The sequence below is a fragment of the Arenimonas sp. genome, assembly GCF_022842045.1.
Classification (GTDB): Bacteria; Pseudomonadota; Gammaproteobacteria; order Xanthomonadales; family Xanthomonadaceae; genus Arenimonas.
This window is the reverse complement of sequence record NZ_JALHQI010000033.1, coordinates 1-12,870: the sequence shown is the minus strand read 5'-3', so window position 1 is coordinate 12,870 and position 12,870 is coordinate 1. Positions and strand designations below refer to the sequence as shown.

At 69.7% G+C, this 12,870-nt stretch carries 15 protein-coding genes; 8 read left to right on the top strand and 7 right to left on the bottom strand.

The window, feature by feature from the left end; translation table 11 throughout:
- Positions 1 to 70: 70 nt before the first annotated feature.
- Genes Q0C12_RS08635 through Q0C12_RS08615 form a run of 5 tightly spaced genes read right to left on the bottom strand, consistent with a single transcriptional unit; the run spans position 71 to position 3,856 of the window.
- Positions 71 to 1,114, bottom strand: coding sequence for a phosphotransferase family protein (locus tag Q0C12_RS08635; protein WP_290889011.1), 1,044 nt, complete (start codon positions 1,112 to 1,114; stop codon positions 71 to 73).
- 43 nt (positions 1,115 to 1,157) lie between these two features.
- Positions 1,158 to 1,841 carry a histidine phosphatase family protein gene (locus Q0C12_RS08630; RefSeq protein WP_290889009.1) on the bottom strand — a complete coding sequence of 228 codons (684 nt, stop codon included), beginning with the start codon at positions 1,839 to 1,841 and terminating at the stop codon, positions 1,158 to 1,160.
- Positions 1,838 to 2,275 carry a DUF4426 domain-containing protein gene (locus tag Q0C12_RS08625; RefSeq protein WP_290889006.1) on the bottom strand — a complete coding sequence of 146 codons (438 nt, stop codon included), beginning with the start codon at positions 2,273 to 2,275 and terminating at the stop codon, positions 1,838 to 1,840. The genes Q0C12_RS08630 and Q0C12_RS08625 overlap by 4 nt, the downstream gene beginning before the upstream one ends.
- 59 nt (positions 2,276 to 2,334) lie before the next feature.
- Positions 2,335 to 3,150: a pyrroline-5-carboxylate reductase gene (gene proC / locus Q0C12_RS08620; protein ID WP_290889003.1), complete on the bottom strand. Its 816-nt coding sequence runs from the start codon at positions 3,148 to 3,150 to the stop codon at positions 2,335 to 2,337.
- Positions 3,151 to 3,172: 22 nt separating this feature from the next.
- Positions 3,173 to 3,856: a YggS family pyridoxal phosphate-dependent enzyme gene (locus Q0C12_RS08615; RefSeq protein ID WP_290889000.1), complete on the bottom strand. Its 684-nt coding sequence runs from the start codon at positions 3,854 to 3,856 to the stop codon at positions 3,173 to 3,175.
- Between the two features lie 89 nt (positions 3,857 to 3,945).
- Between Q0C12_RS08615 and Q0C12_RS08610 the strand changes: the two genes are divergently transcribed.
- The 5 genes from Q0C12_RS08610 to Q0C12_RS08590 all read left to right on the top strand — a co-directional run bounded on the left by Q0C12_RS08610 (position 3,946) and on the right by Q0C12_RS08590 (position 8,356).
- Positions 3,946 to 4,983 (top strand): type IV pilus twitching motility protein PilT, encoded by a 1,038-nt coding sequence (locus tag Q0C12_RS08610; protein ID WP_290888999.1) that lies wholly within the window; start codon positions 3,946 to 3,948, stop codon positions 4,981 to 4,983.
- Between the two features lie 84 nt (positions 4,984 to 5,067).
- Positions 5,068 to 6,198, top strand: coding sequence for a PilT/PilU family type 4a pilus ATPase (locus tag Q0C12_RS08605; RefSeq protein ID WP_290888996.1), 1,131 nt, complete (start codon positions 5,068 to 5,070; stop codon positions 6,196 to 6,198).
- Positions 6,199 to 6,375: 177 nt separating this feature from the next.
- Complete coding sequence (locus Q0C12_RS08600) at positions 6,376 to 6,945, top strand: YqgE/AlgH family protein (protein ID WP_290888994.1); 570 nt, start codon at positions 6,376 to 6,378, stop codon at positions 6,943 to 6,945.
- The gene (ruvX, locus tag Q0C12_RS08595; protein ID WP_290888992.1) at positions 6,942 to 7,409 is read left to right on the top strand and encodes a Holliday junction resolvase RuvX; all 468 of its coding nucleotides are present in this window, start codon (positions 6,942 to 6,944) and stop codon (positions 7,407 to 7,409) included. Before Q0C12_RS08600 ends, ruvX begins: the two co-directional genes overlap by 4 nt.
- Positions 7,406 to 8,356, top strand: coding sequence for an aspartate carbamoyltransferase catalytic subunit (locus Q0C12_RS08590; RefSeq protein ID WP_290888989.1), 951 nt, complete (start codon positions 7,406 to 7,408; stop codon positions 8,354 to 8,356). The genes ruvX and Q0C12_RS08590 overlap by 4 nt, the downstream gene beginning before the upstream one ends.
- On the opposite strand, the gene Q0C12_RS08585 is transcribed toward Q0C12_RS08590, so the two are convergent.
- Positions 8,357 to 9,217, bottom strand: coding sequence for an energy transducer TonB (locus Q0C12_RS08585; RefSeq protein ID WP_290888986.1), 861 nt, complete (start codon positions 9,215 to 9,217; stop codon positions 8,357 to 8,359).
- A gap of 1 nt (position 9,218) precedes the next feature.
- Positions 9,219 to 10,175, bottom strand: a complete 957-nt coding sequence (gene gshB / locus Q0C12_RS08580) for a glutathione synthase (protein ID WP_290888983.1) — start codon at positions 10,173 to 10,175, stop codon at positions 9,219 to 9,221.
- 185 nt (positions 10,176 to 10,360) lie between these two features.
- On the opposite strand from gshB, the gene pilG reads away from it, so the two are divergent.
- The 3 genes from pilG to Q0C12_RS08565 all read left to right on the top strand — a co-directional run.
- Entirely contained in the window at positions 10,361 to 10,750 is a 390-nt protein-coding gene (pilG, locus tag Q0C12_RS08575; protein WP_034213085.1) for a twitching motility response regulator PilG, read from the top strand.
- A 10-nt stretch (positions 10,751 to 10,760) separates the two neighbouring features.
- Positions 10,761 to 11,315: a chemotaxis protein CheW gene (locus Q0C12_RS08570; protein WP_290888979.1), complete on the top strand. Its 555-nt coding sequence runs from the start codon at positions 10,761 to 10,763 to the stop codon at positions 11,313 to 11,315.
- A 53-nt stretch (positions 11,316 to 11,368) separates the two neighbouring features.
- Positions 11,369 to 12,870: methyl-accepting chemotaxis protein (locus Q0C12_RS08565; RefSeq protein ID WP_290888976.1), on the top strand; the 1,502-nt coding region annotated here is incomplete at its 3' end.

Here is a 12,870-nt window from a genome sequence, read left to right as displayed (position 1 = left end):
TGATCCGCTCTGATCCTGCTTTTTCCGCCTTGATCAGCGTTCAATGTCCAAGGCTCTTGGTTGTCGCCGGCTACCCCAATGACGCGACACCCAGCTGCGCCAGCATCGCGGTCATGCGGCCGGCCTGGACGGCCTGGTCGCTGGAGGCATTGCCCTGTTGGGCGCGCTTGGCCACGCCCTGGGCGATGGCGGCGAGGCGGAAGAAGCTGAAGGCGAGGACGAAGGGCCAGTCGGCGGGGATGGGGCGGCCGGTGAGCGCGGAATAGCGCGCCAGCAGCGCCGCCTCGTCGGGGATGCCCAGGGCCGGGCGGTCCAGCCCGGCCAGGCCGGGCAGGGCGGGATTGCGCGGCAGCCGCAGCGCCATGCAGAAGTAGCCGAGGTCGGCCAGCGGATGGCCCAGGGTCGAGAGTTCCCAGTCGACGATCGCGATCACCTTCGGCTGCGCCGGGTCGAACATCAGGTTGTCGATGCGGAAGTCGCCGTGCACCAGCGCCACGCTGCCGTCGTCGGCGGGGCAGCGGGCGGGCAGGGCGCCGATCAGCGCGTCCATGGCCGGGATCGGCTGGGTTTCGCTGGCGCGGTACTGCTCGGTCCAGCGGCGCAGCTGGCGCTCGAAGTAGTTGCCGGGCTTGCCGAAGTCGGCCAGGCCGACCGCCACCGGGTCGATCGTGTGCAGCGCGGCCATCGCGTCGACGATGCCGCCGTAGATCGCGCTGCGTTCGGCGGGCGTGGCGTCCGGCAGCGACGGATCCCAGAAGATGCGGCCGTCGACGAAGTCCATCAGGTAGAACATCGAGCCGACCACGGTTTCGTCGGTGCTCAGGTGCAGCGGCCGCGCCACCGGCGCCGGGCCGCCGTGCAGCGCCTGCAGCACGCGGAACTCGCGGTCCACCGCGTGCGCCGAGGGCAGCAGCACGCCGGGCGGCTTGCGGCGCAGCACGTAGGTGCCACTGGCGGCGTCGATGCGGTAGGTCGGGTTCGACTGGCCGCCCTTGAACTTGGTGGCGGTGAGCGGGCCGCGGAAGCCGGGCACCTGTGCCTGCAGGTAGTCGGCCAGCGCCGCTTCCGGCAGCGCCATCGCGTCGGTAGCGGGCTTGGGCGGGGTGTCGGTCATGCGGTGGGTTCGCTTCTTGAACGGGCGAGGAGGGCGCGCATGCTCAGTAATAGGTCCAGAGGTCGCGCGCACCGTGCAGGTGCGGCAGCGCGTTCCAGCTGCCCAGGCGCAGGCGACCGGCGTGCGGGTGGAATTCGCTGAGCGCGCTGTTGCGCAGCGCCAGGTTCAGCTCGACCGCGCGATGGTTGGGCACGTCCAGCGCGATCTGCGCCAGCCGCGAGATGACGCCGCCGGAGCTGAGCACCAGCACCTCGCCGCCGCCGCCCAGCGCCTCAAGCCGCTCGCCGGCGGCGTGCACGCGCGCGCCGAGCGCGGCCCAGCTCTCGGGCAGGTCCGGCAGTTCGTCGTTGGCCCAGGCCAGCAGCGCCGCCTGCAGCATCGCGCCGACGTCGCGCGGCAGGCCGCTGCGGCTGGCGATGGCGACCGGGTGTTCGGCGTTCTGGCGCAGCCAGGTGCTGAACACGGCCTCGTGGTCGAACTCGGCGAAACCGGGGTCGGCGATGGGCGCGGGCAGGGGCAGGCCCTGCGCGGCGAACGCTTCGATCACGCCGTCGGCGGTTTCGCGGTGGCGACGCATCCCGCCCACCACCACGGCCTCGAAGCGATGGCCGCCGCGCGCCAGCCACTCGCCCAGGCGCCGGGCCTGCAGGTGGCCGCGCTCGGAAAGTTTGTCGTAATCGGCGGCGCCATAGCTGGCCTGGCCGTGTCGTACCAGCAGCAGGCTCACTGGCCGAAGAACTCCTGGCGGAACACGGTGCGGATCGGGCGCTCGGCGCCTTCCGGCGTCACCGACAGGTCGAAGCTCAGCGTTTCGCGGCCCGAGGTGCGCGCTTCGCCCAGGTAATAGATGGCATCGCCCTCGCGCACCTCGCGCATGCGCAGCTCGACGCGCTGGCCGGCGAGGTTGGTGGCGGCCACCGTCACCTTGGCGGCGACGGCGCGGTCGGCGCCGGGTTCGCCCTGGCGCACGGCGATGTTCACCAGCGCGCGGTTCGCCGAGCGGGTGATGCCGTTGGCGCGCGCCACTTCCGGGGTGAGCGTGGTGGTGGGCAGGGCGTTGAAGTGCACGGTGATGTCGCCGGCACGCAGGGAGTTCTCGGCGAGTGCGGGCGCGGCGGCAAGCAGCGCCAGCAGGGCGATCGCGGCAGTCATCGGGCGCATGGCCAGTCTCCTTCCGGGTGGGCGCCCATCATCGCACCGCGCCCGACCCTGTGGGAGGGTCAGCCGGCGGCGAGCTGGCGGCCGCGTTCGGTGGCGGCGGCGATGGCCTGTGCGACGAGGTCGCGGAAGCCGTTGGCTTCGAAGGATTCGACCGCGGCCTGGGTGGTGCCGCCCGGGGAGGTCACGCGCTGGCGCAGCACCGCGGCCGGATCGCCGGATTCAGCGAGCATGCGTGCCGCGCCGAGCAGGGTCTGCAGCACCAGCGTGCGGGCGGTGTCTGGGGACAGCCCCTGCGCTTCGCCCGCGGCCTGCATCGCCTCGGCCAGCAGGAAGACGTAGGCGGGGCCGCTGCCGGACACGGCGGTCACGGCATCCATCAGCGCCTCGTCGGGGATCCACGCGGTGAGGCCGGCGGCCTGCATCAGGGCTTCGGCCTCTTCACGCTGCCCGCTGCCTACGGCGGCATTCGCGAACAGGCCGGTGGCGCCGGCGCCGAGCAGGGCGGGCGTGTTCGGCATCGCCCGCACCACGGCCTGGCCGCCGCCGAGCCACTGGTCGATCCGTTCGGTGGGGATGCCGGCCGCGATCGACACCACCAGCGGCCGATGGATCTGCGCCAGCGTGGCCAGGCCCTCGCACACCTCGCGCATCACCTGTGGCTTCACCGCCAGCACCCAGGTGGCGGCGCCGTCCGCGGCCTCCGGCCCCGAGGCGCGCACGCGCACGCCGAAGTCGGCCGCCAATGCATCGCGAAGCCCGGCCACGGGCTCGGCCACGCGCAGGGATTCGGGCGCGCGGCCGGTCTTGATCAATCCGCCGATCAGGCTGCGGGCCATGTTGCCGCCGCCGATGAATGCGATCGTGTGGGTGTTCATTCGTTCGAGTCCTGGGAAAGGTTTACCGGCCGCGCAGGCCGAACAGGGCGGTGCCGAGGCGCACCAGGGTCGCGCCTTCGGCGATGGCCAGCGGGAAATCATCGCTCATGCCCATCGACAGGGTGTCGATGCCGGGGAAGCGGGCGGCCAGTGCATCGCGCAGTTCGCGCAGGCGGCGGAAGGCGGCGCGGCGATGGGCCGGGTCGGGGTGCGGCTCGGGGATGGCCATCAGTCCGCGCAGGCGCAACCGGGGCGCGGCAGCCACCGCGTCGGCCAGCGCCATCACCTCGTCGGGGCGGCAGCCGGACTTGCCGGCCTCGCCGTCCACGTTCACCTGGATCAGCACGTTCAGGGGCGGGCGATCGGCGGGCCGGGCCTGGTCCAGCGCCGCGACCAGTTTCATGCGGTCCAGCGACTGCACCCAGTCGAAGGCCTCGGCGGCCTCGCGGCATTTGTTCGACTGCAGGTGGCCGATCAGGTGCCACTCGAGCCCCAGGCCGGCCAGTTCGCGGGCCTTCGCGGCGCCCTCCTGGACATAGTTCTCGCCGAAGGCATGCTGCCCGGCGGCAGCCAGTTCGCGCACCGCCGAGGCGGGCCGGGTCTTGGACACGGCCAGCAGTCCGACCTGGCGTGGCCGCCCTGCCAGCACGGCCGCGTTTTCAATGGTTTGCAGGACGTCGTGAAGCGTCGGGTGCACCGATTCCATGGGGGGTATTCACCTTCGTGGATAGGGCTATACTGCCCCGGGGACGCGCGGTCGCCTATCCGTTTGATGCGCCAAGGGGACGTTAAGTAATGGACATCGCTGAACTGCTGGCATTCTCGGTCAAGAACAAGGCCTCCGACCTCCACCTCTCGGCCGGCCTGCCGCCCATGATCCGCGTCGACGGCGACGTCCGCCGCATCAACATCCCCGCGCTCGACCACAAGCAGGTCCACGCGCTGGTGTACGACATCATGTCGGACAAGCAGCGCCGCGACTACGAGGAATTCCTCGAGGTCGACTTCTCCTTCGAAATCCCCGGCCTGGCGCGCTTCCGCGTCAACGCCTTCAACCAGAACCGCGGCGCCGGCGCCGTGTTCCGCACCATTCCCAGCCAGATCCTCACCCTCGAGGAGCTGGCCGCGCCCAAGATCTTCGCCGAGCTGGTGCAGCAGCCCCAGGGCCTGGTGCTGGTCACCGGTCCCACCGGCTCGGGCAAGTCCACCACCCTGGCGGCCATGGTCGACAGCGTGAACAAGAACGAGTTCGGCCACATCCTCACGGTCGAGGACCCGATCGAGTTCGTGCACACCTCGCAGAAGTGCCTGGTCAACCAGCGCGAGGTCCACCGTGACACCCACGGCTTCAACGAGGCCCTGCGCTCGGCGCTGCGCGAAGACCCCGACTACATCCTGGTCGGCGAGATGCGCGACCTCGAGACCATCCGCCTGGCGCTGACCGCCGCGGAAACCGGCCACCTGGTGTTCGCCACCCTGCACACCTCGTCGGCGGCCAAGACCATCGACCGCATCATCGACGTGTTCCCCGCCGGCGAAAAGCCGATGGTGCGCTCGATGCTGTCCGAGTCGCTGCGCGCGGTCATCTCGCAGTCGCTGCTCAAGAAGGTCGGCGGCGGCCGCGTCGCCGCGCACGAGATCATGATCGCCACCCCGGCCATCCGCAACCTGATCCGCGAGGACAAGGTGGCCCAGATGTACTCGGCCATCCAGACCGGCCAGCAGTACGGCATGCAGACCCTCGACCAGTGCCTGCAGGACATGGTCAAGCGCGGCCTGGTGACCAAGCTGCAGGCCAAGGAATACGCCAAGGAAAAGAAGCTTTTCGACTGACGCGGCTGCCGGTCGGGGGGCTGGCAGGACGCCACATGAGCACCGCCACCGGGCCAAGGCCACGGTGGCAGAACAGGAGCACGCATGAGCAGCATCGACTTCACCTCCTTCCTGAAGCTGATGGCGCACAAGAAGGCCTCGGACCTGTTCATCACGGCCGGCGTGCCGCCGTCGATGAAGGTCAACGGCAAGCTGTCGCCGATCACCCAGAACCCGCTGACCCCGCAGCAGTCTCGCGACCTGGTGCTCAACGTCATGAACCCCTCGCAGCGCGAGGAGTTCGAGAAGACCCACGAGTGCAACTTCGCGATCGGCGTCTCCGGCGTCGGCCGCTTCCGCGTGTCCTGCTTCTACCAGCGCAACCAGGTCGGCATGGTGCTGCGCCGCATCGAGACCCGCATCCCGACCGTCGAGGAGCTCAGCCTGCCGGCCGTCATCAAGACGCTGGCGATGACCAAGCGCGGCATCATCCTGTTCGTCGGCGCCACCGGCACGGGTAAGTCCACCTCGCTGGCGGCCATGATCGGCTACCGCAACATGAACTCGTCGGGCCACATCATCACCATCGAGGACCCGATCGAGTTCGTGCACAAGCACGAGGGCTGCATCATCACCCAGCGCGAGGTCGGCATCGACACCGACAGCTGGGAGGCGGCGCTGAAGAACACGCTGCGCCAGGCGCCCGACGTGATCATGATCGGCGAGGTCCGCACCCGCGAGGGCATGGACCACGCGATCGCGTTCGCGGAAACCGGCCACCTGGTGCTGTGCACGCTGCACGCCAACAACGCGAACCAGGCGATGGACCGCATCATCAACTTCTTCCCCGAGGACCGCCGCAGCCAGCTGCTGATGGACCTGTCGATGAACCTCAAGGGCGTGGTGGCGCAGCAGCTCATCCCCACGCCGGACGGCAAGTCGCGCCGGGTGGCGATGGAGATCCTGCTGGGCACGCCGCTGGTGCAGGACTACATCCGCGACGGCGAGATCCACAAGATCAAGGACGTCATGAAGGAGTCGACCAACCTGGGCATGAAGACCTTCGACCAGGCGCTGTTCGAGCTCTACCAGGCGGGCGAGATCAGCTACGAGGACGCGCTGCGCTTCGCCGACTCGGCCAACGAGGTGCGCCTGAAGATCAAGCTGGCGCAGGGCGGCGACGCCCGCACGCTGTCGCAGGGCCTGGACGGGGTCGAGCTTTCCGAGGTCAAGTAACCCTGGCATGGGGTTGCGCCGAAGACGCCGGGCTTGCCCGGCGTTTTCTTTTACAGCTGCGGGGCGCCGTCGTCACCGGGAAAGCGAAGGTCGCTTTCTCCGACATAAAGGCTTCACGGAGGAGAAAGCGACCTTCGCTTCCGTGGTGGCCCCGGCACCGGGACCGGGCGCTAGAATATGCGCATGATGCAGACCCCGTCCCTGGCCGATCACTTCCTGGTAGCCATGCCGGCGCTGGAGGACCCCAATTTCCAGCGGTCGGTGACATTGGTGTGCCAGCACGACGAAGGCGGCGCCATGGGGATCGTCATCAATCGCCTGGCCGACTACACGCTGGGCGAACTGCTCGACCACCTCAAGCTCGGCACCCAGAACCCCGCCCTGGCCGCGCGCGCCATCGTCGCCGGCGGGCCCGTGCACCCGGACCGCGGCTTCGTGCTGCACGGCGACGACAGCGAGTGGAGCTCGACCCTGCACGTCGCGCCCGGCCTCTCGGTCACCACCTCGCGCGACATCCTCGAGGCTCTCTCGCGCGGCGACGGGCCCGCGCGCGTGTTGGTGGCGCTGGGCTACGCCGGCTGGGAGGCCGGCCAGCTCGAGGACGAACTGGCCCAGAACAGCTGGCTCACCGTGCCGGTGGACCGCGGCATCGTGTTCGACACCCCGCTGGGCGAACGCTGGCGGGCGGCTGCGCGCCAGCTGGGCGTCGACCTGTCCACGCTCACCGACTACTCCGGGCACGCATGAGCGGGCCCGTCACGCTGCTGGGTTTCGACGTCGGCGCCAAGCGCATCGGCGTCGCCGTCGGCAACACCGTCTCGGGCAGCGCCCGCGAAGTGGGCGTGCTCGACGTGCACGCCAGCGGCCCCGACTGGCCGCGCCTGGACCGCTGGATGCGCGACTGGCGCCCCGATGCCCTGGTGGTCGGCGACCCGGTGCCCGCCGACGGCGGCGACCAGCCCGCCCGCCAGCGCGCCCGCGGTTTCGCCCGCGAGCTGGCGCGGCGCTATGCGCTGCCGGTGCAGCAGGTGGACGAGGGCCGCAGCTCGATCGAAGCGGCCCAGCGCTTCGCCGCCGGCCGCGCCGCCGGTGCCCGCAAGCGTTCGCAGGCCGACCAGCTCGACGCGGTCGCCGCGGTGGTGATCCTGGAGCGCTGGCTGGCCGATCCCGAAATCCGCATTCCCCTCGACCCCGGACCTTCTCGCCCATGAGCCACGCCCTGCAGTTCGCCGACGACGGCCGCCTTCGCCACCTGCTGACCCTCGACGGCCTGGACGCCGGCCGGGTCAACGGCCTGCTCGAGCGCGCCGAGCAGATGCTGCCGCACGCGCACGCCGGCACCGCGCTGCGCCGCCGCCACGCCGGGCGCACCTTGTGCACGCTGTTCTTCGAGGCCAGCACCCGCACCCGCAGCAGCTTCCAGCTGGCCGCGACGCGCCTGGGCATGGACGTGCTGAACTTCGACGTCGCCACCTCGTCCACCAAGAAGGGCGAAAGTGCGCTCGACACGCTCAAGACCATCGAGGCGATGGGCGTGGACGTGTTCGTGATCCGGCATGCCGACGATGGCGCCGTGGCGGCGCTGGCCGCCGGCGCAAACCCGGGTACGCGCGTGATCAACGCCGGCGACGGCCGCGCCGCGCATCCGACCCAGGGCCTGCTCGATATGCTGACCCTGCGCCAGCACAAGGGCGCCGACTTCGCCGCGCTGAAGGTGCTGGTGGCCGGCGACCTGCTGCACTCGCGCGTGGCCCGTTCCGACCTGCATGCCCTGCGCGCGCTGGGCTGCGGCGAGATCCGCGTTTGTGGCCCGGGCAACCTGCTGCCCGATGCGGACACCCTGCGCGGCTGCCGCGTGGTCGAACGCTTCGACGACGCCATCGCCGGCGTGGACGTGGCGATCATGCTGCGCCTGCAGCGCGAGCGGATGGAGCAGGGCCTGGTGGCCTCGCTGGAGGACTACTTCCGCGACTACGGCCTGGACCCGCGCCGGCTGGCGCTGGCCGTGCCCGACGCCATCGTGATGCATCCCGGCCCGATGAACCGCGGCATCGAGATCGACGGCGCGGTCGCCGATGGCCCGCAGTCGCGGGTGCTGGCGCAGGTGGCCAATGGCCTGCCGGTGCGGATGGCGGTGATCGACGCGCTGTTGAGCTGACTATTCGCTTTCGACGCTGCCGTTGCGGAACTGCCAGGTGCGGGTGATGTGCAGCACGTCGATGTTCTCGTCGGTGCGCGGCAGCGGCGGGAAGGGTTCGGACAGGCGCACGATGCGCATCGCGGCCTGGTCGAGCACGCCCAGCCCCGAACTGCGGTTGAGCAGGATCTCCTCGATGCTGCCGTCGCGGCGCACCGCCACCGTCATCACCAGCCGGCCGCCCAGGCCACGGCGCCGGGCTTCGTCGGGGTAGTTGAGGTTGCCCACGCGTTCGACTTTCACCACCCAGGCCCGCAGGTAGCTGGCGTACTCATATTCCTTGGTGCTGGCCGAGACGAACTTGCGCTTGGGGCGCTTGGCCCGCAGTTCCTGCTTGCGCTCGATCTCGGCGGCCAGGCGGGCCATCTCCAGGCTTTGCTCCACCAGCTCGCGGCCCGGGGCCAGCGGGCTGGGTTCGGTCTTGCGCTGGTCCTTGGGGGCGGGCAGGGCGAACTCGCTGGGCGCCGTGGTGCTGAGCAGGCGCGGAGTCGGTTCCGGCTCGGGCGGCGGGGCCTGGGCGACCAGGGTCTCCGGCGCCAGGCCGGGCTCGGGCTTGGGCACCGGGGCCAGCTGTTCCTCGCGGGGGCGCTCGGCCTCGTCGCTGTCGCCGCCGCCCTGGTTGTTGGCCTGGGCGATGAAGTCGGCGTCCTCGGGGGCGGCGTCGCTGCGGGTCTCGGTCAGGATCACGTCCAGGGTCGGTGTGATCGGGGCGGCCGAGTCGCGGGCGAAGCCCACGCCCAGGATCAGCACGCCGAACGCCACCAGGCTCAGCGCCAGGGTGGCGCTGAGCCGCTCGCTCGGGCCGATCACCGGCGCCGCCATCTCAGTCGCGACCGGCCCGGCGGGCCTCGATGGCGTCGAACAGCTGGCCGGCGATGTTGAGCCCGAACTGGGCATCGAGCTCGCGCACGCAGGTCGGGCTGGTGACGTTGACCTCGGTGAGGTAGTCGCCGATCACGTCCAGGCCCACGAACAGCATGCCCCGCCGCTTGAGCTCGGGGCCGACCTGGGCCGCGATCCAGCGGTCCCGGTCCGACAGCGGCCGGCCCTCGCCGCGACCGCCGGCCGCCAGGTTGCCCCGGAACTCGTTGCCCTGCGGGATGCGGGCCAGGCAGTAGGGCACCGGCTCGCCGTCCACCAGCAGGATGCGCTTGTCGCCGTCCTTGATTTCAGGAAGGTAGCGCTGGGCCAGGGCCAGGTTCCGGCCGTTGTCGGTCAGGGTTTCCAGGATCACGTTCAGGTTCGGGTCGCCGGCATGGACCCGGAAGATCGATCGGCCGCCCATGCCGTCCAGCGGCTTGAGCACCGCCTCGCCGTGGCCGGCCACGAAGTCCCGGAGCTCGGCCGCGTCCCGGGACACTTGGGTCGGCGGGCAGCACTGGGGAAACAGCAGGGCGCCCAGCTTCTCGTTCAGGTCGCGCAGGCCCCGGGGGTCGTTGACCACCAGCACGCCCTGGCCCTGGGCCAGGCCCAGGATATGCGTGTCATAAAGGTAATTGGCGTCGAACGGGGGGTCGGTCCGGACCAGCACCACGTCCATCTCGGCCAGCGGGCGGCGCTGCACCGGACCCAGGGTGAACCAGTCGGCCGGATCGTCCCGGACCTCGGCCACGGCCATCCGGGCCATGGCCCGCTCGCCGTCCAGCGACAGCCCGCCGGGCGCGATGTAGTGCAGGCGATGCCCGCGGCGCCGGGCCTCGAGCATCATCGCAAAGCTAGTATCCTTCCCGATCTTGATACGGCTGATCGGATCCATCACCACGGCCACGTCCAGTGCCATCGGCGCTGCATCTCCATCCTCGCGGAGCCCTAGACTAGCAGGGCCTCCCCGGGATGGTGAGGTCGGTCACACAGGAACTGTGTCGTGCTTGACACATTCCGGTTCGGCTGGGATATAAGCTATTAATACGTATGCCCGGCAAGGGCCTGCGCACTGCCAGGGACAGCATTGGAATGGGGAGTGAGATGGAAGACAACCACCTGGCCGGCTTGCGGGTCATGGTCATCGACGACTCGAAGACGATCCGCCGCACCGCCGAAACCCTCCTCAAGAAGGAGGGCTGCGACGTCGTGACGGCCACGGACGGCTTCGAGGCGCTGGCCAAGATCGCCGACCACCAACCGCAGATCGTCTTCGTCGACATCATGATGCCGCGGTTGGACGGCTACCAGACCTGCTCGCTGATCAAGAACAACCAGATGTTCAAGCAGACGCCGGTGATCATGCTGTCGTCCAAGGATGGCCTGTTCGACAAGGCCCGCGGCCGCATCGTCGGCTCGGAGCAGTACCTCACGAAGCCCTTCACGCGCGATGAGCTGCTCTCCGCCATCCGCAAGTACGTCCCGGCGGGCTGAGGCGCACGCCATGGCCAAGTCTCCCCCCGCACCGCGCGCCAACCCCTTCGATGTCCTGCTTGACTACGAGGAGCGCTCGCTCGCGCACGTCGCCGGCCGCCCGGAAATGATCGAAGCGCCGGGCCACTGGCGCGGCGTTGGTTTCCGCCTCGGGCAGCGCCGCCTGGTGTCCTCGTTCGATGAAGTGGTCGAGATCCTGCCGCTGCCGCCGGTCACCCCGGTGCCGGGCGCGCACCCGTGGATGCTGGGCGTGGCCAACGTGCGCGGCAGCCTGCTGCCGGTGGTGGACCTCAAGCAGTTCCTCGAGGGCGACCGCACGGTCGTGCACGAGGGCCAGCGTTGCCTCGTGGTGCGCCAGGCCGGCGGCAACGTCGCGGTCATCATCGACGAGCTGTTCGGCCAGCGAACCTTCAACGACTCCCACCGGGCCGAGATGGCGGGTGAGAACGACGGCCGATACGGCCATTTCGTCGGCCAGGTCTACCGCCTGGCCGACCAGACCTGGGGTGTGTTCAACATGTCGTTGCTCACGCGCACCCCGGAATTCCGCCAGGCCACCGCATAAGTAGCCGTCCAAGGTTCCACTCATTTGTTTTTTACAGGGGTTGAGGTCCAGTCATGAGCACTAATTCGCGCTCGTTCACCGACACGCTAACCAATTTCGGCCTGAGGTTCTGGTCGTTCATCCTGATCGTCTCGTTGGCGGTGTTCGCCGCGAACTTCCTGTATGCGTCCTACCTGAACACCCAGGAGAACAACGCGCGAGGCCTCACGGCGGACCTCCAGGTGCTTTCGCAGCAGCTTGCGAAGTACACCCAGGAAGCCGTCGACGGCAACGCCGACGCCTTCACCGAGTTCAAGGCCACCAAGGCCCGCATCGACTCGATCGTCGCGGCCCTGCGTACCGGCAGCGAAACCGAGAACGTGCCCGGCTACGAGGGCGACCCGTTCGCGCTCGGCGTCAGCAGCGCGCTCGAGAAGGTGACCGAGACCTGGACCCCGATGGCCGAGGCCGCCGACCGCATCACCCAGAGCGAGGAGGAAGTGCTCAACCTCGCCGACACCGCCGCCCAGTTCACCGCGCGCGTGCCGCGGCTGGCCTTCCAGCTCGACGAAGTAGTGCGATCGCTCTCCGACGCCAACGCTCCGGCCTCGCAGATCTCCATCGCCAACCGCCAGCTCGTGCTCGCCGACCGCATGTCGCGCCGCGTGACGGAAATCGTCGCCGGCGGCGAGAACGCGGTCTCGGCCGCCGACGCGCTCTCTCGCGACGCCGGCGTGTTCGCCTCGGTGCTCGAAGGCTTCCGCGACGGCAACGCCGAGGCGGGCTACAACCGCATCACCAGCGCCGCCGGCATCGCCAACCTGCAGGCCGCGTCCGACCTGTACGCCGAGGCGCAGGCCGACCTCGACATCATCCTGGAAGCCGCCGCCGACCTGGCCGAAGTGCAGGGCGCCGCCACGCAGATTTCCGAGGACTCCAACGTCCTGCTCGAGAACAGCCAGGCGCTGTTCGCCAGCTTCGACGCCATCAACTACCAGCGCGTCTTCCCCAACAACTACTTCGCCATCGGCGGCGCCGTCGGCGCCGGCGTCGGCATCATTGGCCTGCTGCTCACCATCTTCCGCGACCAGCGTCGCCGCCTCGGCACCACGCAGGAGCTGAACCAGCGCAACCAGGAGGCGATTCTGCGCCTGCTGGACGAAATGGGTTCGCTCGCCGAAGGCGACCTGACGGTCAAGGCGACGGTTACCGAGGACATCACCGGCGCGATCGCCGACTCCATCAACTTCGCGGTCGAAGCGCTGCGATCCCTGGTGTCCACCATTAACGAAACAGCCGTGCAGGTCGCCGCCGCCGCCCAGGAAACGCAGGCCACCGCGATGCACCTCGCCGAGGCCGCCGAGCACCAGGCGCAGCAGATCACCAGCGCCTCGGCGCAGATCAACGAGATCGCGTCCTCCATCGACGAGGTGTCGAAGAACTCCGCCGAATCGGCCGACGTGGCGCAGCGCTCCGTGCAGATCGCCGCCAAGGGCGCCGAAGTGGTGCGCCAGACGATCCAGGGCATGGACAACATCCGTGACCAGATCCAGGAGACCTCGAAGCGAATCAAGCG